Origin of the sequence: Enterobacter sp. Y17 (genome assembly GCF_019730495.1) — a bacterium.
GTDB lineage: Bacteria > Pseudomonadota > Gammaproteobacteria > Enterobacterales > Enterobacteriaceae > Enterobacter > Enterobacter asburiae_B.
In genome coordinates this window covers 2,892,983-2,912,312 of sequence record NZ_JAASKP010000001.1, presented here as the reverse complement: position 1 = coordinate 2,912,312, position 19,330 = coordinate 2,892,983, and the positions used below count along the sequence as shown (strand labels likewise).

Annotated in this window: 17 protein-coding genes; 1 reads left to right on the top strand and 16 read right to left on the bottom strand. The window is 52.8% G+C overall.

Annotated elements, in window-relative coordinates; translation table 11 throughout:
• Both HCH49_RS13690 and HCH49_RS13685 read right to left on the bottom strand, forming a co-directional pair.
• Positions 1-618, bottom strand: coding sequence for a response regulator transcription factor (locus HCH49_RS13690; RefSeq protein ID WP_033144524.1), 618 nt, complete (start codon positions 616-618; stop codon positions 1-3).
• Positions 619-803: 185 nt separating this feature from the next.
• Entirely contained in the window at positions 804-1,190 is a 387-nt protein-coding gene (locus HCH49_RS13685; protein WP_039260954.1) for a VOC family protein, read from the bottom strand.
• Positions 1,191-1,278: 88 nt separating this feature from the next.
• Here HCH49_RS13685 and HCH49_RS13680 point away from each other — a divergent pair, with 88 nt between their 5' ends.
• On the top strand, positions 1,279-1,881 hold the full coding sequence (locus HCH49_RS13680; protein WP_033144526.1) for an ATP-dependent Clp protease proteolytic subunit: 603 nt from the start codon (positions 1,279-1,281) through the stop codon (positions 1,879-1,881).
• A 58-nt stretch (positions 1,882-1,939) separates the two neighbouring features.
• On the opposite strand, the gene HCH49_RS13675 is transcribed toward HCH49_RS13680, so the two are convergent.
• The 14 genes from HCH49_RS13675 to HCH49_RS13610 all read right to left on the bottom strand — a co-directional run bounded on the left by HCH49_RS13675 (position 1,940) and on the right by HCH49_RS13610 (position 19,222).
• Positions 1,940-2,236, bottom strand: a complete 297-nt coding sequence (locus HCH49_RS13675) for a hypothetical protein (RefSeq protein WP_058840475.1) — start codon at positions 2,234-2,236, stop codon at positions 1,940-1,942.
• A gap of 141 nt (positions 2,237-2,377) precedes the next feature.
• A complete protein-coding gene (locus tag HCH49_RS13670; RefSeq protein WP_143347584.1) occupies positions 2,378-3,628 on the bottom strand; it encodes a hypothetical protein in 1,251 nt (416 codons plus the stop codon).
• Between the two features lies 1 nt (position 3,629).
• The gene (locus tag HCH49_RS13665; protein WP_048980632.1) at positions 3,630-4,058 is read right to left on the bottom strand and encodes an IrmA family protein; all 429 of its coding nucleotides are present in this window, start codon (positions 4,056-4,058) and stop codon (positions 3,630-3,632) included.
• A gap of 25 nt (positions 4,059-4,083) precedes the next feature.
• Positions 4,084-4,560, bottom strand: coding sequence for a hypothetical protein (locus HCH49_RS13660; RefSeq protein ID WP_058840477.1), 477 nt, complete (start codon positions 4,558-4,560; stop codon positions 4,084-4,086).
• A gap of 51 nt (positions 4,561-4,611) precedes the next feature.
• Positions 4,612-5,094, bottom strand: coding sequence for a hypothetical protein (locus tag HCH49_RS13655; protein ID WP_221702833.1), 483 nt, complete (start codon positions 5,092-5,094; stop codon positions 4,612-4,614).
• Positions 5,095-5,105: 11 nt separating this feature from the next.
• A complete protein-coding gene (locus HCH49_RS13650) occupies positions 5,106-5,804 on the bottom strand; it encodes a hypothetical protein (protein ID WP_033144530.1) in 699 nt (232 codons plus the stop codon).
• A gap of 18 nt (positions 5,805-5,822) precedes the next feature.
• Positions 5,823-7,217 (bottom strand): SUMF1/EgtB/PvdO family nonheme iron enzyme, encoded by a 1,395-nt coding sequence (locus tag HCH49_RS13645; protein WP_223998095.1) that lies wholly within the window; start codon positions 7,215-7,217, stop codon positions 5,823-5,825.
• A 130-nt stretch (positions 7,218-7,347) separates the two neighbouring features.
• Positions 7,348-8,529, bottom strand: a complete 1,182-nt coding sequence (locus HCH49_RS13640) for an ABC transporter permease (protein ID WP_260454080.1) — start codon at positions 8,527-8,529, stop codon at positions 7,348-7,350.
• A gap of 31 nt (positions 8,530-8,560) precedes the next feature.
• On the bottom strand, positions 8,561-9,229 hold the full coding sequence (locus tag HCH49_RS13635) for an ABC transporter ATP-binding protein (RefSeq protein ID WP_197736966.1): 669 nt from the start codon (positions 9,227-9,229) through the stop codon (positions 8,561-8,563).
• Positions 9,230-9,246: 17 nt separating this feature from the next.
• A complete protein-coding gene (locus HCH49_RS13630) occupies positions 9,247-11,202 on the bottom strand; it encodes a vWA domain-containing protein (protein ID WP_221702832.1) in 1,956 nt (651 codons plus the stop codon).
• 8 nt (positions 11,203-11,210) lie between these two features.
• Positions 11,211-12,170, bottom strand: coding sequence for a hypothetical protein (locus HCH49_RS13625; RefSeq protein WP_033144533.1), 960 nt, complete (start codon positions 12,168-12,170; stop codon positions 11,211-11,213).
• 6 nt (positions 12,171-12,176) lie between these two features.
• Complete coding sequence (locus HCH49_RS13620; RefSeq protein ID WP_221702831.1) at positions 12,177-14,843, bottom strand: putative virulence factor; 2,667 nt, start codon at positions 14,841-14,843, stop codon at positions 12,177-12,179.
• Positions 14,843-17,848: a virulence factor SrfB gene (locus tag HCH49_RS13615; protein ID WP_064673171.1), complete on the bottom strand. Its 3,006-nt coding sequence runs from the start codon at positions 17,846-17,848 to the stop codon at positions 14,843-14,845. Before HCH49_RS13615 ends, HCH49_RS13620 begins: the two co-directional genes overlap by 1 nt.
• Complete coding sequence (locus HCH49_RS13610; protein ID WP_224435043.1) at positions 17,849-19,222, bottom strand: SrfA family protein; 1,374 nt, start codon at positions 19,220-19,222, stop codon at positions 17,849-17,851. It abuts the gene before it with no gap.
• Between the last annotated feature and the right edge of the window lie 108 nt (positions 19,223-19,330).

Below are 19,330 nucleotides of genomic sequence, written 5' to 3'. Positions count from 1 at the left end.
TTATTCCGCAGGCTGGCTATTGGTCAGGCGCTCAACGGCCCTGACCAGCTCCGCCACGGAGCGCACCTGCATTTTCTCCATCACGCGGCGGCGGTGCACCTTCACCGTGATCTCGCTGACGCCCAGCTCGGCGGCAATCTGCTTGTTCAGCATGCCGCTTATCGCCAGCGTCAGCACCTCGTGCTCGCGCGGGGTGAGGGACATGTGGCGCTGCTTCAGGGCGTAGTGCTCTTTATTGCGCACGGCGTTGTGTTCCGCCAGCTGAAGCGCGGACTCGATGGCGTCGATAAGCGCGGTGGATTCGACGGGCTTGGTGAGAAATTCGTACGCGCCGCCTTTAATGGCGCGCACCGACATCGGGATAGTGCCGTGGCCGGTAAGAAAAATAATCGGGATCTCGCGCCCGCTGTCCTTTAGGGCGTCAGCCACCTCAAAGCCCGAGATGGCGGGCATTTGCATATCGAGGACCACGCACGACGGGAGCTCTTCAAAGCGGTGTTGAAGAAACGCTTCTGCCGATGAAAAGCCGACGGCGTTCAGGTCCGCCGAATCCAGCAGCCCGATCACGGACTGCCTGACTGCGTCATCGTCATCAACCACATACACAATGTGTTCCATTCACCGCCCCGGTGCTGATTTACATGTCGAGGATGCAAACAATCCCGCCGGTTACGTAAGGGACTGTTTATGCTGACTTTCATCTTAACACATTAACTATCATTATCATTTAACAATATGATAACCGTATGAAGATGAAGTATAGCGATCCGTGACCGGGGTGGCTAAGCAACGAAACGCTGATTTTATGCACCCACAAGCTCGATGCGGTTGCCGTCCGGATCCGCAATTACCGCTTCATAGAAGCCGTCCCCGGTCATGCGAGGGGCGCTGAGCAGCGTGCCGTTGGCCTGTGCCCGCTCGGCCATGCTGTCTACCTGCGCTTTGCTGCCGACGTTGATGGCGATATGCGCCCAGCCGATAAACTCCGGGTGTGCAGGGGCGTCGGGCAGATCCGGCAGCGTCATCAGCTCGATGGTCGGCCCGTCATCCAGCGTAATAAAGTGTGATTCGAAACCGGGACGATTTTTACTGACGTAGCGTTCGTTACTGCGGCCACCAAACACCGTTTCCCAGAACTGAACCTGCGCGTTCAGGCTGCGGGTCCAGAGTGCGACATGGGCAATATTCATAAGCTCCCTGGTTATTTGTCTGTGAGGACTTTCACCGGTAAAACAGGCTACACTCTGGTTTTGAGCGCGACAAGCTGAGGAAATAACAATGCACTACACACTGAAAGATAGCGACAAGGAAAAAGCGGAAGGGGCAAACGGCGCGGGCGCTCTGCAGCAAAAACTGCTGGAGTCTCGTTCGATTGTGATCTCCGGTGAGATCAACCAGGAGCTGGCGCAGAAGGTCATCACCCAGATGATCCTGCTGCAAAGCGTCAGCAACGATCCGATCAAGCTGTACATCAACAGCCAGGGCGGCCACGTGGAAGCGGGCGATACCATCCACGACTTCATCAAGTTCATCCGCCCGGAAGTGCACGTCATCGGCACCGGCTGGGTGGCGAGCGCCGGGATCACCATCTTCCTGGCGGCGAAAAAAGAGCACCGCTACTCGCTGCCAAATACCCGCTTTATGATCCACCAGCCGCTGGGCGGCGTGCGCGGTCAGGCGACGGATATTGAGATCGAAGCGCGCGAGATCATCCGCATGCTGGATCGCGTGAACAAGCTGATCGCTGACGCCACCGGCCAGCCGCTGGAAAAAGTGAAAAAAGACACCGACCGCAACTTCTGGATGTCTCCGGCAGAAGCGCTGGACTACGGTATCGTGGGTAAACTGATTACCCATTATGACGAGCTGAAGCTGGATTAAGTTTTCGCGGCGTGTTTGAGTCGGGTGGCGGCTTCGCCTTACCCGACCTACGCCGGACCTAGCGTACCTCGAACACCACCGCCATCCAGTTCGTTCGCGTGCCTGGCGGAAACGCCGGGTAAGGATCGAGCCGTGTGCATGCCCCCGCCCAGATGTATGTATCCTCATCAATGCGATACCAGTGCACGTTGCCTTCCACCGCATCCCCCATCACCGCAGCCTGCACCGTCAGCTGGCTTCCCGCAGGGAGTTCACGCGCCACGGGCGAGAATACCGAGGGGTTCTGTTTACGCGTGTAGACCGCTGTTGTGGTCTTAACAAAGCCAGTGACCGGCAGTTCAGTGAAATCGCTCATTTCAGGCCTCATGACAGTTCTCTCTTAACATAACGATATAAGCCGCTGTAAATATGGCGATCACGATAAAGCGTGAAACTGTCAGAATGTGTCATGCGGAAGTCTGAAAGGCACCCGTTGAGCGGGTGCCTGGAGGATTACTTAATTCTGGGCTGCGATGCTGATAAGTTCGTAGATTTTTTTTGCCCCGGCATTTGATTGAGTCAGTTCAATATTATGTTTCTGGCCATTCTTCATATGCAGGACAATTTTTTTATTAAAGGATCCTTTTATGACTACGCTACTGACTTCGCTGAAGCGGGCGTAGAAAGTTTCATACAATTTTCCCAACACGCAAAAAACACCGTCATCGGTTAATACCACACCATGATCCCCTTGGCCGAAAACCGTTTCGTCGTAGTAGAACAGGATCGCATCTTCCGTGAGAGGAGGCAGTGATTGACGATGACTGGCCGCCTGGACGAAATTGCTTATTTTTTTCGCGTTGAGATTGTCGTAGCGGTAAAAATTGTGGTCTTTGTTCGTCGCATACTGTGTCAATTCACCCCCGGCTGGTTTGTGTTCCAGCGCTGGCAAGGTTTGCTGTGGCTGTTGTGGTGTTGTTATCGTTGCCTCCGATACGGAACCAACCATAGAGGCCCCAACAGCTCCCATCCCCGGAAGCGTCTGGGAGGTCACGCTATGTTGAATAGTGGTCACAGTTCGGGTGTAAGCGTTGACATGGCTCCCGCCTCGCATATGCGCTGATACGTTTTGCGGGGTTTTGACCACGGTCTGCACCGGGGTCAGCACGGTTCTGAATGCCGCGCGCAAGGATGCCACAATCGAGACGATCAGAAGTGCGATAAGTGGGACCGAAAGCCACATAATTGAAAAATAGAAAATACTTTGCTTAGTGTTGGTTGCCAGCTGCGTTAACCTGGAACAATAAAGCCCTGCAGTTATCACGTACACGACACCACAAGCGATAGTGGCAGCCATGTTGCTCTCCCCGTCCATTGCCATTTCCTGGATAACGGGAAAGAGCAAACATCCATAAAGAACAGCGCTAAAGAGCGCATCGGGAAGTAATGTTTTTATCGTCTCAAAGGCTTTCGCAATATTGTAGAAGATCCACAGAAGTAACAATATCCAGCCAATGACAGGAATAGCTGCGGCGATAGCCATAAGTATCATGCTGACGATCATACTGCCAAGAATATTACCTAAATGCCCTTCCGAAATAAGATACCAGATAAAATACAGGAAGGAACCGGCGAGAACGGCCGGGAAGGCGACCACAACGCTTGCAGGTATAAAGAAAACGAACCCGCCAAAGATAAGTAATAACAAAAAGCAAAGGGCAGGTCCATTATTGTCAGGTGTTGAGTTTGCTTCAGCGTCTATAGACATATTAGTGATCTGCCTGCGGGTTAATGATAGGGAATGGAATAAATGCCCTTGGTGTAAGCAAACTGAGAGGTAAAGGCTGTTTGGTCTTTCCGTTAACTAATGCCAGTGACGTCAGGCGCAGCGTGAGATTGCTTTCGCAATAATGCTCGCCTTCGGCGAAAGCCGTTTGGTATCGCGTGGCATCAGAATCGCCGAATGGGTCTACCTGCAAAGTATCATGAGCTACAAGGTTATTTTTTGCATCAACGAGGTCAAAGCCTATCTCTAACGAACCAACGCTTTCCATACCACTGTCCAGCGTGAAAGTGGCGCTGCACATCCCTTGATTTGCCCAGACGGTGTTTGAGTGCCAGATCTCAATCGCATGAGTTGGAGCAGCGAATAAAAGACATGCGAATACTGTGCTACAGTGTAAGTAACGGCTCATCATATTTTACCATCCTGAAAATGATGTATTAATCAACATAACCGTATGTTGCATCATCACCGGTGTCCGCTTCTTTTACGAGGCCTTGACCGCGATATTCATTAGGTAAAAACCCCCCATTAGTGCACTCTTTTTTCATGATGAGCTTTTGGTTTTTATATACTTTCAGGCCGGTATAATCCCATCCTTTTCCCGTACCGCTATAAACAACATAGCTGTAGTTGCCATTGATGAAACGATAATAATAAGCGCCTCCACCTGAGAACGTCATTTCACCCAGGCGAACCTGCGTTTTGTCTCCCTCATTTTGGGGGAGAGTCATTTCTACTTTTTCAAGTGAGCCGTAATAATAAGTAGGAACATCGTGATCCAGACGGACGATAACGTATTTTCCGTTCGTGAGTTCGCAGTTGAAAATAAGTTCAGGCTCAGGCGGTGCAGCATGAACGCTTGGCGTTGTCGCCAGAAGTGTCAATAATCCAGCAGAGAGTAATTGAGATTTCAACGTTATTTTTCCTTAGCAGGTAAAGCAGCCGGTAATCCGGCTGCTATTTTATTATTGTGAAGCCAGTGTTTCTTGTAATTCATTCAGCTGTCCCTGCAGCTTCTGCAGTTCCATCTGTTTTTGCAATTCGGAAGCGCTTGGTTTGTTTTGCGCCTCCTTCATACTTTTTTCCAGGTCTGAAACTTGCTTTTGAGCATCAGCCCGGCCAGCTGTTTTTTTCTTCAACTGGGCGACCAGATTGTTCATCGACTTTTGCAGTTCTTGCTGCGATTTTTGTTTACTGGCTACGTTGGCATTGCTCAGTGCTTTCTCTTTTTCAATCGCATCATTCACCGCTTTGAACTCTTTATTCAGTTCCTGATCGTGTTGCAGCGTTTTTTGTTTATCTTCAACGCGCTTATCCCAGGTGCCGGAGTAGTTGCAGTTAAATTTGGTAATAATGCTGACATCACCGGTTGTCGGGTCACAATCTCGCGCGTTAGTGGCACAGCCGGCTAATATGAGTGCGCTGAGTGCAAGAAAAATATAACGCATTGCTATTCCCCTCAACCGACTTTCAGCGCGGTGCGCTGGGTATAGAGGCTATCGAGCTCGCCCTGCAGAGAGCCAATTTTGTCGCGCATCAACGCAATCTCGCTATCCAGATTTTGGGTATCACTGCCGGATTTGCTCATGTCTGCAGAAACGTCCTGCCACTGCTTCTCATGTTTTTTCATGTCGGTGATGGTGCCGCGAAGGTAAGCAATGTTGGCATCCACTCCTTTAATTTGCTTCTGTACGGCGTCTTTTTTCACCGTGTTTGCAGCCATATCTTTTTCTATTTGAGCGAGGGTCTTTTTATCAGAGTCGATAACCGATTTTGCAACGCTGGTTGCGTTCTGAATGCGTTTGTTTTCGGCTTCAACATCCTTAATCGTTGCGTTTAACTGCAGCTCTTGGGAGGCGTATTTTTTGCGCTGATTATCCAGATAGGCGTTAGCCCCCATACCCACACCGCAACCGGCGATAGCGGCGGCGGCCATACATACCGCTTTGTTGCTGGAGTTACTGACAGCGCAGGCCAGTGCGCCGATTACCGCGCCGCCAGCACAGGCCTGCCAGCCTGATTTATTGAAAAACTCAACGTCCTGATTATTGGCAAGGCGCGGGTCGACGCCGCCACTACTTCCCGTACTGCCATTCTGGCACCCCGCCAGAAATACCATCATTCCTGCTATCACTGCTGTGCGAATAACCTTTAACATTCCAATCTCCTGAACTATTTAATTATTTTTTTTACATGAACTAAGCCACGCCTCGCGCGCAACTTTTCCATCTTTCCAGTACCCCTGAAGGTTCTTCCAGTAGGTATCGAGATAACCGTTAAGGTTGGTTTTTCCGCGTGCAGCCATCTGTTGCAATACGACAGCGACCTGCGGTTCGATGAGGGGTTTGTCATAGGTTGTGCCCATGTCTACAAGGGTGTCAGCGTAATAACTGGTAATAAAATCAAGGGCTTTTTGATGTTGACCAAGCTGTTCCTGACGGCGGGAGCAATTAGCATCAAGCTGGCTGCCTGCGGCACAGGTTTTGGTGAAGAGCTGGTTGAGACGATCGTAAAACTCGCCGTCATCTTTCATTTTTGTGCACAAAAAGGCGCCCAACTGTAACGATGTGCGTATTGCCTGATCCCGTTGTTCATCCCGAAGCTGGCTATTTGCGCGCAGCTCACCGCGCAGTTGCTCAAGTTGTTTCTTCAGTGCGTCATCCTGGACTTTTGCCGAGATAGCATTCAGGTTTTTTAGCGAATCATCAGCTTTGCCTGCAGGTGTCTCCTTTTTACCCGTGCCTAATGATTGCCACTCTTTTTCAATCTCTTTCACCCGCTCGCGTGATGTCAGGGTTGTGGAAACTAAAACCAGACGAACACCGGTGCTTTTGGTTGTATTCTCGCCCGCATTGGCATAGTACGGCTCCTCTCCACGCAGTGAACTGCGGATATCCGCCTGAGGAGTCATATAACTGCCCCCCCGAACGACATAGCCCCCAGCCTTACCATGCAGGCGATCGAGCTTGTTCAGGCGGAACGGGTCAAACATCATCTCTGCTGCGTTGCCCAGTATGTCGTGCAATCCGAGCGGGTTAGGTTTCAGCAGGCCGGTAAGCTGAAGTTTTCCATTTGCAGACTGTGCCCCCGCAAACCAGACATAACCGTTTAATCCTTCAGGCATGGGGAAGTGGCGATCGCGGAACTCTGCGGGGGAAACCGCGAGCCCGCCGCGTGCGGCAAACTCCCACTCGGTTTCTGTCGGAAGCCGTAAAAATCCCGCCTGACCATCATCTTCAGGCAGTGCAGAAAGTTTTTCTTTTCGTAACCACAGGTTGTATTGATTTGCGAATACCATGGCATCCATCCAGCCAATACTCACCTTCGGTAAACGTCCTTTCATATCCGTCGTCGGGCATTCCCCAGAAAGCGCGCGATACTGCAGGTCGCTCAGTTCATATTTGGCCATCAGGTAATAACGGCCCTTACCACCCTTCTCCGGGAAACTGCCTGCAATGTGTTCCTGGCGAGATTGTTCAACGTATCCCCAGTCGTCGCCTTCTTGCCCCAGCGTGATGTTGTAATCTTCCAGCGGTTTATTCAGCGGGATAGCGACTTTGCGAAATGCCATGGCACCGTCGCACGGCATAGGCAATATCACGTCATCGGCCAGAGGTTTTGGGTTCCAGAACTTTTCATCCCAGGTGGCTTTCGCCGCGCAGGCGTACCCGAGTCCAATGATAGCCAGGCTCATCGCCAGTTTAGATTTCACGTAAACTCTCCGCAGGTTCGATTTTCAATGCGCGCAGTGCTCCGATAGCGGCCACGCCTAACGCCACGGCAAGGACACAGAGCAATGCGGCGATAAAATGAAGGGGGTCAAGGTGACAGATGAATGCCTGGTCCGGTAAAGAACTGCCCAACACATGGTTGAACAATGCGCTGCCCAGCAGGTAGATGATCACACCCAGTCCGTATGAGACGCCGGTCAAACACAGCGCCTGAATAATAATAAAAAGCGTCACAGCGCGACGGCGAAAACCCAGAAGGCGCAGCACGGCCATATCTTTGCGCTTACGATCAATGTTGGCGATGAAGGCACCGACTAACGAGGCGATGCACCCTGATGCAGAGATCCAGGCAATCACGCCAAAGATAATCCCCAGCACACGGTCGATGGCACGCACAGACTCAATTTGAGCTGACTGAGTGATAGCCTCAATGTTCTGCGTCTCCAGCCACCGCGCGAGGAGTGAAACGTCATCTATCGAACTGGCATAGATACGTGCTCTTGAATAGCGGGTTCTCTCTCTGGGCGGCTTGCCATCGCTGACCCCCAGCAAGGGAACCTGAAAGCCATCGCGGTAGTCTTCCAGAGCAACAAGCAAAGGCAATGTAATAAAGGCACCTTGACGTGAAAATTTTGCGTCATCCAGCACGCCGGTAACGGTTAAAGCGAACGTGGCGCGTTGGTTTTTCCCTTCGCTTTTTCGGCTCACCATCAGGCGCAGGATATCTCCTGGCTGCACGCCAAGGCGCCGTGCCGCACTGGCGCTGAGTACGGTATCGCTGTCTTTGACCGGTGCTCTGACATCCTGCAAAAGAGGATCGCCTTTGGCCGTCGGGATCACTTCAGCACCCGGGACAAAGTGTTGCCCGTCCCGGACCAGATCGGCCTGAGTGTTCAGCGAACGGGTTAACGGAATCGAAAATCCGACTTCTGAACGACGGGCGAGCTTATCAAGCCAGGCAAAATCATAATTACCATTACCCGTTATACGTACTTCCCGGGTGCGAGGGTCGTCGAGAAGCTGATGGCGAAGCTGGCTGACAATGCCATTCTTCAATCCGAACAGCAGCAATAACGGTGCGATAACGGCAATCAAAGAGAAGATGATGCACAGCGCGACCTTGCGATCGTGAATGAGATCGCGCAGAGCCATACGGCATAGCAGGGTGCCTGACGCTGGCATATCAGCTGGGTAAGAAGACACTTTTTCCCTCTCCGGTCACGGCCTGATATCGGTCAATCCCAAAATGCGTCACGCGCTGCCAGTCGTGGCTCACAACAATGGCTGCCATATCCAGTGAGCGCACCATGCCGATCATCAGGTCAAACAGCCGGTCTGCATTATCAGGATCCAGCGCCGCAGTCGGTTCATCGGCAAGGAGTAAGCGTGGCTGGTGGGCAATCGCACGGATGAAGGCAACGCGCTGGCGCTCGCCGATAGAAAGCCGGGAAGGCATTTTTGTCAGCAGCGGCCGCACGCCCAGGCTGTCGATGGCCTTATCGAGCCAGGCTGACTGTAGGCTAAGTCCTGCCAGCCTGCGAACCAGAGTGATGTTTTCTATCACGGGTAACCAGGGCAACAAGCCGCCGTGCTGTAGCATAAACCCAAGCTCGCGTGCGCGAAGCGCGGCCAGGACAGGCTCGTTTTCAGCCATGAGCGGTATTGAAATATCGCGACCGGCGAGCCGGTATTCGGCAAGATGCGCTGGGCGGAGGATCGCCCCTATCATCTCCAGAAGCGTGCTTTTACCGCACCCGCTAGGCCCGGTTAGAGCGACCACCTCTCCCTTTTTCAACGAGAGGTGCGGGAGGGCGACGCTATAGCCATGCGTCCCGCCCCGGCTGATCTCCATATCGCGGATCCTCAACATCAGGGCAGGTTCTCCAGAGGTACCGGATAAACGTTATCGCGTGGGTCGCTATCGGGCGCTAATGACACCCAACGGTCTACATCCTGGTTGTAGCGTTGATAGTAATTAAGCTTGGTATTCAGCCTGCGGATGAAACGCTCCTGCTCAAGGCCATCCCAGCTTTTCCAGGTTTCTTCGTCCAGGCTCAATACTTCACTGAGGTAAGGTAAGCTCTCGATATATTCACCGAGCAGTCCCATCTCTCCGAGGCGGGTCGCATTTTTTCCTTTCGCCTGGTTTGGATCGTTGCCCATGGTTGCCGCCAGAGAACGCAGGCTGGCAAACATGTCATCCGGAGAGATCATCCCCTCATTGGCGGCATTGACGATCTTCTTCATGATATCGCTCAGATCGCTGAGCTCGCTTTTCGTGAGCAGTACGCGCACCTCGGTCGCCGGGATGTTTTGGTCAATCAGATCGCGGTCGCTTATCCATGACTTGAATACCGGTGGTGCCGTGGTGCCTTGCTTTTCACCCAGATAGGCAAGACGCATTGCCTTACTTAACTTGTCGGCATCACTGAGCAGGGGATCTTCTTTCTTACCGGCATATTTAGGGCTTGCCCCCAGCGCGCTCCCCGCCGTTTCTTCGCCGCTCCAGGCTGTTTTAATCTGGCCGGTAATGGCATTCGCCAGGTTATCGACCATACTACCGAAGCTATTTACATCACCTGAATCAATAGGATAGTAGAGCGGTTTGTGCAGGAATGGATTTAACGTCAGCTCCTGATACTGGGCTTCAGCAGAACTGTGATTTTTCTTACCATCAGAGGTTTTCAGATGTAACGCATACAGCGCAACGCCACGATAGGCGGCTTCCTGACGCACCTGGGCGGCATCCAGATGGGTTGACGAGAGCTTATCTGTGCCATCAAGCGCGCCTGCGTCAGTAATCAGTACAACGTAGCGGGCGCCAAACTGCGTCCAGTCCACTTTGTCCAGCGCTGTCATGACCCCGCCGTAAGCATCTTCATCAACCTTGCTGCTGGAAACGGTAGCCTGCTTCAGGTCATGTACTTTAGCGAGGAAGTCTTTACCATCTTTAACGGTATTGGGGTCGACATACATCTTGCTGTCGTATTCAAGACCCGGAACCGCTTTCACGCTGGAGCGGAAAGCTACCAGGCCAAACTTGACCTGATCCTGTAAGTGTTCCTTCTCGATCCTCTTGTAGATCTTATCGATCGCCTCTTTAGTGCGATCGATATACGGCCCCATCGAGATGGTGGAGTCGATCACAAAGACAACCGAGGCGGAGAACCCTTTCATCATGTTCTTTTCATCAGCAGCGGACGCGGCCTTTTTTGCGGGCGACTTTTCGCTGACGGAGGCAACGTTGAGTACACGTACCTGGAAGCCGGTATCGGTAAACACATCATCTGAGCCAAGAACAGGTAAGAGATAAAAGTTTTTTAACTGATCCACCATGTAATCAGGCTCGCGTGCCAGAACCTGCGGGACCGGTTTATGGCTGCTCAAACTGTTGAGCATTGGTTGCAATGTTGCCGCAGGGTTTTTGCTGTTCAGAAGAGACTCAACGTCGGATTTCTCTTTAAAGAACAGCATCGGTTGACGGCCAGCAGGATTGGTAAACGCCAGCGTCAGCTGCATTTTCCAGTCAACGGTGCAGGAGGAATTCATCCAGCCAGCGGTATGACCAAAGCTGTCCGGCCCAACCTGCAGCCACGTGTCCTGACCCTGCGTTGTCCTTTGGTAAACATAGAATCGACTGAAGGCCGGCTGCTCTTTACCTGCTTCACCTGCTTTGGCGGACAGCTGGCAGCCTGGGTAAGTCAGTACCCGCTGGAATAACGCATGTTTACCTTCCTGCAAAAGCGGCTGTTTACCCGCGGCACAGGCGGGGGATGCCAGCGTTGCGGCACACACCAGGCTACTGAACCAATGCATGTATTTCATTGTTTATCCTATTTCTTCAGCTCAGCTAAACGGGCTTTGGCCTCGTTATTCTGCGGGTCCTGATTTACAACCGATTCATACCAATACGCCGCTGTCTCTGCGTCAGGATTGAAGCATCCCCCTGGTTTTGCGGTTTTCGGGTCATATTCTTGTGCATAACGAACAGCTATCTGCGTATCGCCGGACTGGGCTTTATAGGCGTAAAGGCGCTGAGCGATATCGCAATGTTTTGCCGCTTTCGCTTTTGCGATGACGTCCAGCAGTTGTGCACTACTTGGCTGGCTACGCAGGCACCCTTTAACGAACGCCATTTCATTGCCGCTCGCCATTTGTTCATCACCACACGGCCCGGTAGTTTTCGCGACGGGCGCGGGAGGTGCCGCTGGAATTGCAGGCTCTGGCTTACGGGTAAACCACCACCCAGCAGCGGCCAGCAGGAGCAATAGAATGGCTAATCCCGCAAATAACGGCAGCTTACTTTTCGGCTTATGCGGCTGTTGAGATACAGGCTTTTCTGCGACAGGTTCTAAAACGACAGGTTCCGGTTCTTGAACGGACATCGGCTGCACGATGGGGGTATCATTCAGCGTCTGTATATTTTCCGGGAGTGGGTTTTCACCACCGGCCTGGGAGCTGAGTAGCCCTTCAGCGATGGTCAGAATCCCCATATCCTTATTACTTCCATCTTTGATGGTGATGCGATAGGCCGCCTGGCGGTTGGCGAGTAGTGGATCGATCAGAGAAGGGCCGACCTGAACGCAGGGCGTCTCCTCATTTTGTATCAGTGGAGGAAGGGCGAGGAAAATCTCGCCACTGACCCAATCACCGTGGCTATCCAGATACAGGCGATCCTGATTACGTACTACCGAGATTGTGACGCCCTCGGCATCGCCTTTCCAGCCTTTCAACAAGAGCAATGCGAATCCTGGTTGTATAGGGGTCAGCGTCTTAAGTTCAGGTTTGATCACGTCCAGTTACTCCTTTGCCAATTTAATCTGGCGGAGAATGACGCCCAGATTTTCGTTCTGCGCGACGCTAATCTCGCGTCCGGCAGAATGACCTGCGTTTTCGGTAATGAGTGCTTCCAGGCCAACCAGCCAGTCGATGATAAAGAAGGCACTGTAGTTCAGCTGTTGCGGCGTCAGGCGTGCCAGGCGTTCATCACCTTTCCAGACCACGCTGTCGCACGTTGGTGGACGGGTAAAGATCGGCTGTTCGGGCTGGTTGAGACGGGCCGGGCGTTTCGATTCCGGCATATTTTGATAGCCCAGCCAGGTGATGAAATCGCTCATCACGTGAAGCACGCGTGAAACCTGACGCTCGACCATACGTTCGCGACGAACGCCAGCCTGCTCGGTATTTTTCATTGCATTGACCAGCGCGTCCTCGACACGTGAACGCAATAACCCCGTGATCAATTCGTCTACCAGCGCTTCGGCAATCGGGCGCGGAAGACTGATGTAGTTGAGCATGGCGGCGGTTTCAGGCAGGCCGCGCAGATGGTTAATCCAGAGCTGAACGCTCTGGTGCGCGAAAGCGATCTCATGGCTGTGCGTCGTCACCGCAGTTGCGCTGCTTTCGAAAGCATCTTCCACACCGATATCAAAGAATCCTGCATCTTCTTCTTCTGCTTCAGGCGCAGACAGGGTCGTTTGCTGCATGTAAAGTGCATGGAGAGCGCGGCGTGCCGGAACCAACCGCGCCAGCAGTTCGCCGTGCATGCCGCTGCGTTTTTTCAGGGTGGCAAGGATCTCTTGCGCAATTCGGGATTTTCTGGACAGCTCTTCTTCGCCGTCCGGCTGGTACCAGTTCCCCAGTCCCCCTTCGACCAGTTCGTGGCGGATCTCGTCGAGCTGTTCTGCGATCCGCTCCAGTTTCAGTTCAGGGCGGGCGACGCGGGCCAGATAATCGGCCATTCGGCGCATACCACCGTCGTTGAGGGTGAGCATCGCATCCCAGGCTTCAGCAGGGTTCGCGATGTAGCGAGCGACAGCTTCATCTTCAAGGAAGGTTTTCCGCATCAGTGCTAGCTGCCCGCCATTGTCGTCGTTGAAAGCCGCTTCACTACCTGCGTTCATGCGGATAAAGGGCGTTTGCTGGCGCGGTTTGCGTACCAGGAACGTGTTATTGAACGCCTGACCCTGGCTCCATTCCTGCATCCATTTGTACTGGCCAAAACGCTCGGTCATCGCCATTTTGATCATCCCGCCAAGCCCCCAGGACTGGCGAAGAAGTGCTTCGTCATGGGAAAGGTTTTGGCTAATGCGCAGATCAAACATGGTTAATGCCCAGACTAGGCCAGGTAAGCGACGACCACGCGCGTCGGCATCGGCGCCCTGAGTGTAACGGATCCACTCGTCCAGAACGCCGCCCACTTCTTTGACATCGGACTGTTTTGTTGAGGCCGTACACACCACCAGGACATTCATCTCCTGGTTTTCGGTGTAGCGTTCAAAAAGATAGGCCACTTTTCCGCGCAAAATTAACTGCGCTAGCGGGTTGCTCTCTGCATTTTTAACCTCGCGAGTGACATCACTCATGGACTCCACCGCCAGACGGCCGCGATAACCCGGGAAATCAAGCAAGTCGACGGCTTCGAAGATTGTTTCGCGAGGCGGAGCCATTAACGGGATATGCAATTCAACGGTAAGCGCAGTGAGCTCTGCCAGCGATAGCGAAATAGACGCACCCGTTTGCCCATTTACCACAGGACAGACTTCAATAGTCTGATCCGACGGGGTATTCAGCCGCTCCAGCATATCGACGTTCATGATGCTATCCCGCTGGATAAGCAGGCCGTTTTCGTTACGAACCAGCGTGCTCAGCGGGGCACGCAGCTCCTGCACTCCACCGAGACGCTGTAGCGTGTTGGCAAAACGGATATAGGCATTGGTTAGTTCTGGTACTTCGCCCCATAAAACGGAGAAAAGCTGGCCGCGATCTTCAACAGAAAGCCATGGTGCGAGGCTTACTGCCTGTGGCCAGTAGGTCAGGGCAAAACGGCTTTGCGTTTTCTCAGCATGGCGGATGAGGTAATCCCAAAAAGAAACTACGTCATCTTCGGTCACGCCAGGGCTGCGGGAGGTCAGGCGTCGTTTCGACAGGGACGTTAACAGATCGCTGATGCGTTTTTCATCGAACTGCCAGTCAAATTTTTCCTGGTTGAAGTCATGGATGAATGCGTTGGCGAGGATCTTCCCCATTTCCACTTCGTTGAAGAGCTGTAACGTGACAGGCCAGCGGTCGTCTGAGCTCTGAGCACTGCGGCTAAACCGGGTAACAAGACCCGTCGCCTCTTTGCCGCCGCCAGGCGGGTTGATGTGGGTCAAAAAATCGAGCTGATTGCCGCCGAGGCGTGTTTCCAGCTTTCCGTTTTCACCCGCAGCCAGCGCGGAAATGAGATACGATTTGCCTGCCTGCGACAAGCCAAAGAAGCCGATTGTCATCGGTTTCGCTGCGGCCTGCGCCAATCTGCGTGCTTTGTTACGGCTGCGGCGCAAGTTCATGGTCAGGCGATCGGCTTCAGTGTTCAGGCGCGGCGCGTCCTGACGAACGCTTGCGATCCAGTCAATGGCCCGGCCTGCACCTTGTTCGACGCCATTCCAGCCCTGGATAATGGTGTTGGGATGAATAGTGCTCATTAGCTTTTAATACTCCCGCTATCCAGCCAGTAATGGGTTTCACTCAGCCCATTACCGACCATTGTGTTCAACTGGAATGCAACATCTCTACGACCATAACCGCGCTGTGCGTTTTTCATTTCCATCGAGCCAATCTGGAAGCGCTCCGGACTGACCGGTTCTTCGCTACTACGTCCACGTCCCTGTTCTGCGGTTAAACCGATGCTTATTACAGCATCACCCGACAGCTCGCTTGCCAGGTTCGCACTGGTAATTTTTAGGGTGTAAAGTGCGGTCGATGGCCAGCGTTCGTTATCAAGCTGGCGGAAACCGATACGCACTTCCCCCCGTGCTTCAAAGCCTTTCCCTTCCGGTAACTGGAAATCAGCGGAGTCCAAATCAACGTCGCGATAGGCGACATTGCTGTCTTTAATCACATTGTTTCCATCAAGCATCCCGACATAGCGGATGGTTGAATAAGGCTTAAAGTTCGCAGTGCGGAAGAAGAAGTTGTTGAGCCTGGATTTCTCCGCTAACAGGCACAGCATCGCCCCCACAACGGCTGTCGATTTCGGATCGTCAATGCATCCTTTCTTGTTAAACGGATACCAGCCACCGGTTTCATAACCGTGGAGTGGCAGCACGCGAGAAGGGGGAACAGGTTGAAGCTGGCGAATGAGCGCTTGAATTCCCGGCAGGCGGGATGGACGACCGGTTAAAAGTAATACATCGCAGTTGTAGTGCCAAAGCACTTCGCACAACGCGCGCAGGCTGTGGCAAATGTTCATTCGCCCGCTGCGAGGGTCGATAAATTCATTGTGCAGACGCGCAAGATCCAACTCCAGCGGTACATCCAGAATGGAGAACGGTACTTCGCTCGCAAGCTGTCCGGAACGGGCAACGTCGTTGACGTAATCCTGTACTTTCTCGGTTGGAAGATTATCGGCAAGTAGCTCACGGAAAGTGTAATTCAGTATCTCCCGACCATTTTCCGGGGAGTACTCTTCATAGCGATGCAAAATAGATAACGCCAGAGGCGCGAAGATCTGCAATGTAAGCTGCTGACGTAATACCTGTTTTCCGGCTTCGATCGATTCACTACCGAACAGTTGTGACATCATTGATTCGGCTGCAAGATCGCTGTGGCCGACTTTGGTCATGGCCGCTTTTACTGCTGGCTGGAGGAAAAGCCGTATAACATCCAGAAGTATGTCGTCGCCTGCTACCTTAAACCCTTCACGGAAAAGCTGTTTCGGGGTAATCCGGACGTTAATGCCCTGGCCTTCATCCAGCGTGTAGCGAGAAATGACGAGATCGGTCGTTCCTCCGCCAATGTCAATCGACGCGATTTTTAATGAGCGTGTATCGCTGGTGTCCTTTTGAGTATCGGGACGGCGAGTAGCTGCAAAAAATTCGTCCGTGCGACCGCCAAAGTAGTTCTGCGTTTCGTTATAGAGATATACCAACTGCCCACAGGTGGCTTCGTCCCACTTCACGTGTACGCCTGGATGGGCGTATTTCAAGCACTGCGGGTCATCGCCTTCATAATCCATCTCTTCCCAGCCGAGCGCTTTCCAGACCATGCGGATAGCGTCATGCATGCTCTCCTCAAAGATAGCGCGCTCAGGCTTTGGCATCGCCGGAGGGACAGTCATAATGACATTTCGTAAACGACGCGGTGTGCTGGCGTGGTTCATCTTCAGCCGCTGTGAAGGGCTGTTGATTTGCATGAGAGCCTGGCTTAATACCTCTGACAACATCATCGTCATCAGCGAGCTACGACTGTATACCGGCGTGAAGACGGGCATACGGTCTTCTTCATTTTTCAGGCGAATGAGCAATTTCCCCTGATCGTTGATCATATACAGCAGCGGTGCTGCAGTGGCTAACGGCTCTCTGTCACTTTTCACGAAGGCCTGGCTAAAGCGCCATCCCGGTGAATAGGGTTGATCGTCCCAGAGGTAGCGTTTAGGGCTGGAGATCCCTGTTGAGCCCTCGGTACCCAGGCGTTGAGCCGCCATTCTGAAGGCTTCTCCGCCGACGCGTCCAATGGTTGGCCATGTGAAGGCATCGCTGCGCCCGCTTTTTAGCGAGAAATCCTGCTTGCCGAATTCGGCCTGGGCAAACTCGAGACGGCTGTCAAAAGGCTCGTTATAAACAAATTGCGGTTGGCTCAAATCTCGGAGCTGAAGCTGATAAAGTTGAGAAAGCCCTTTATTGTCGTCACGATGTTCTTCGATCAGGATGCCGCAGCTACGTGAGTTACCAATGTCCAGCACGAGATCTACAGGTATCGCTGAGTCCCGGATTTTTACGTCGTTGACCTGTACTTCAGGAACGACAATCGTCGTCGCCAGGACATGCAGCAGGTTAAGATAATGCGCCTGATGTTCTTGCTGCAGTAGTTGTTCATCAATGTCATCAATATGTTGGCGTAATACTTCGCGAGCCTGAGTACTGAAAATTTCCCGTAGCCATTCATTCACCCATGGCAGTGAGAGAAACTCCCCCATCTCGTGAGGATGGCGTGCCAGAGCAAATCCCGCGCCTGAACGGATATCATCCTCGCCCGGTGCGAGATACTGCGTATTCTCGCGATCCGGGAAAATTTTGGTATCAAAAATCAGAGTAGCGCGCCAGGTATTGCCCTTTTCATCCGGCTCAGGCAGCTCATGGAACTGGACGCGTGACCAGTTATACGGCCCGTGAGCAAAGGCTCGTGGCGGGTTGAAGCGGAAAAATGGCAGCGGTAACCAGAGGCCGCGATAGAGGCGTAGCGACTCTTCGGTCGTCAATGTGTAGTCGGAGTCTGCGTAGCGAGGAGGTTCGCTGTCAGGCTGAGGGATCTGCAGCTTATCTTCCCTCTCATTATAGATAAGCCGCATAATAGCCTCGTCACCCTGTTGACGAAGAAATTCCCCATATTCTTTACGCGTGGGCAGGGTAAAGGCGAAATCAAGGAACTGGATCCCGCTGTCGCGAATAAGTTTGACCTGTTTTTTAAAATCAGTGAGTTCAGCGAGCATTTACTGACTTGCCTCCTGCTTCATCGAAATAGGGAAAAGTGTTTTGGCGTCGTAACGGCCTTTGCAATCCGCAATGTTTTGCGCGCCGGGAGCACACAGAATTTCTGGCATTTGGTAGCGTGAGCCATCGGAGCACTGTGCTTCTCCCTGATTGTTAATGGCGAGATGACCTGACTGAATGGCCGCGTTGACCGCGCCACGACAGGTCACACCGTCGCCACGGATCATCTGTACTTCGCCCTTACCGTCATTGATTTGGTAACTCAGACTAAGGGGCTTTCCTGTGCGTTGATCCTGAATACCAGCCCCTGCGTGCCAGTTCCCGTTCAGAAAACGGGTGTTTCCTTGGGCCAGTGAAGATGCGGGCAGGGTCAACGGGACTTTAGCGCCAGTTGAGGTATTGGCCGATGGCGCTTCGAGAGCAGGTGCTGTTCCGCCGGGATGAGGGCTATTCGTGGCTGACGCAGGATCCACAGCAGATGCCGTTGCTGCTGCGCTTTGTGACGGCGTTTGTAATGCTGATTGCTCTTGTGACGTTGTGAGTGAAGTGCCCGTGGTGCTTAAAATCTCACTGCCCGTTGTCGAATGCAGGTTCGCCTTAGACGTTGTTGTGCTGATGATGGCCCTTGACGACGGCGCAAGAGATTCGGCTGTTGGAAGGTGGGGCGCGGGCAAAGCGGGTACGGAAGATGAAATACCAGGGATCGTTATGCCTGGCATGCAACCCCGTAAGAACAGTAACGCTAAAAGGAGTAACAGAAGTAGCGGCAGTAGCCAACGCAACCATGCGGGTAAGAGCAACCACCAGCGTCTTTTGGCGTGCCTTTGATGCGTGAAAGTGCGTTCTGGTATCACCGGTTCAATACTGGCTGATTGCGGAGGCAAGGCTGTAGATATGGGACGCAAACAGTCTAACGGCTCGATGCGGGCCTGGTTAGTGGCGTTCACAAATCCCCAAAAACTGATGACCGGCTTTCCACCTACCAGCCACACGTGCTGCTGATCGGGGAATTGCATCGCTTTTTCAAGTAATTTCCCAAAGAGCCGGCGTTCCGGCTGCTGGCTTTGGGCAAATTCATTACTTATCTGGCGAAACGCTGCATGGGTGGTTTCGAGTTGCGCGAGCGCGGCCTGGCGCTCAGCTTCCGTTGCGGCCGTCCATGGAATAACGTCACCGGCCAGCGGGGCATACCAGTCGATTCGATCGCCATGCTCGCTGATTTGCGGGATGGCTAAAGTGTCAGCAACCGCCGTTTGTTTTCTAAGTCGTAGGGTTTCACGCAGCTGTAATGCGGAAATATATACTGCCTGTCCATTCTCACCCATCGACTGATATTTATCGAGCTTGTCACTGCATAGAAAAATTTCTTTCACGCTGCATGCCTTTGCTGTTAAACGAACAAGTGAAAGCAAGTTCCACTGTGGAAAAGGACGCCGCAAATACGCCGGGTAATCTGCGTCAATTGTTTATGGCAACAAAAT

Excerpts from the sequence above, each read along its gene's own strand:
- HCH49_RS13655 (WP_221702833.1), bottom strand. The coding sequence starts at position 5,094 with ATGCGTTATATTTTTCTTGCACTCAGCGCACTCATATTAGCCGGCTGT.
- HCH49_RS13620 (WP_221702831.1), bottom strand. The coding sequence starts at position 14,843 with ATGAGCACTATTCATCCCAACACCATTATCCAGGGCTGGAATGGCGTC.
- HCH49_RS13670 (WP_143347584.1), bottom strand. The coding sequence starts at position 3,628 with ATGTCTATAGACGCTGAAGCAAACTCAACACCTGACAATAATGGACCT.
- HCH49_RS13665 (WP_048980632.1), bottom strand. The coding sequence starts at position 4,058 with ATGATGAGCCGTTACTTACACTGTAGCACAGTATTCGCATGTCTTTTA.
- HCH49_RS13615 (WP_064673171.1), bottom strand. The coding sequence starts at position 17,848 with ATGCTCGCTGAACTCACTGATTTTAAAAAACAGGTCAAACTTATTCGC.
- HCH49_RS13635 (WP_197736966.1), bottom strand. The coding sequence starts at position 9,229 with ATGGAGATCAGCCGGGGCGGGACGCATGGCTATAGCGTCGCCCTCCCG.
- HCH49_RS13685 (WP_039260954.1), bottom strand. The coding sequence starts at position 1,190 with ATGAATATTGCCCATGTCGCACTCTGGACCCGCAGCCTGAACGCGCAG.
- HCH49_RS13650 (WP_033144530.1), bottom strand. The coding sequence starts at position 5,804 with ATGTTAAAGGTTATTCGCACAGCAGTGATAGCAGGAATGATGGTATTT.
- HCH49_RS13630 (WP_221702832.1), bottom strand. The coding sequence starts at position 11,202 with ATGAAATACATGCATTGGTTCAGTAGCCTGGTGTGTGCCGCAACGCTG.
- HCH49_RS13675 (WP_058840475.1), bottom strand. The coding sequence starts at position 2,236 with ATGAGCGATTTCACTGAACTGCCGGTCACTGGCTTTGTTAAGACCACA.
- HCH49_RS13680 (WP_033144526.1), top strand. The coding sequence starts at position 1,279 with ATGCACTACACACTGAAAGATAGCGACAAGGAAAAAGCGGAAGGGGCA.
- HCH49_RS13640 (WP_260454080.1), bottom strand. The coding sequence starts at position 8,529 with ATGGCTCTGCGCGATCTCATTCACGATCGCAAGGTCGCGCTGTGCATC.
- HCH49_RS13690 (WP_033144524.1), bottom strand. The coding sequence starts at position 618 with ATGGAACACATTGTGTATGTGGTTGATGACGATGACGCAGTCAGGCAG.
- HCH49_RS13645 (WP_223998095.1), bottom strand. The coding sequence starts at position 7,217 with ATGGCATTTCGCAAAGTCGCTATCCCGCTGAATAAACCGCTGGAAGAT.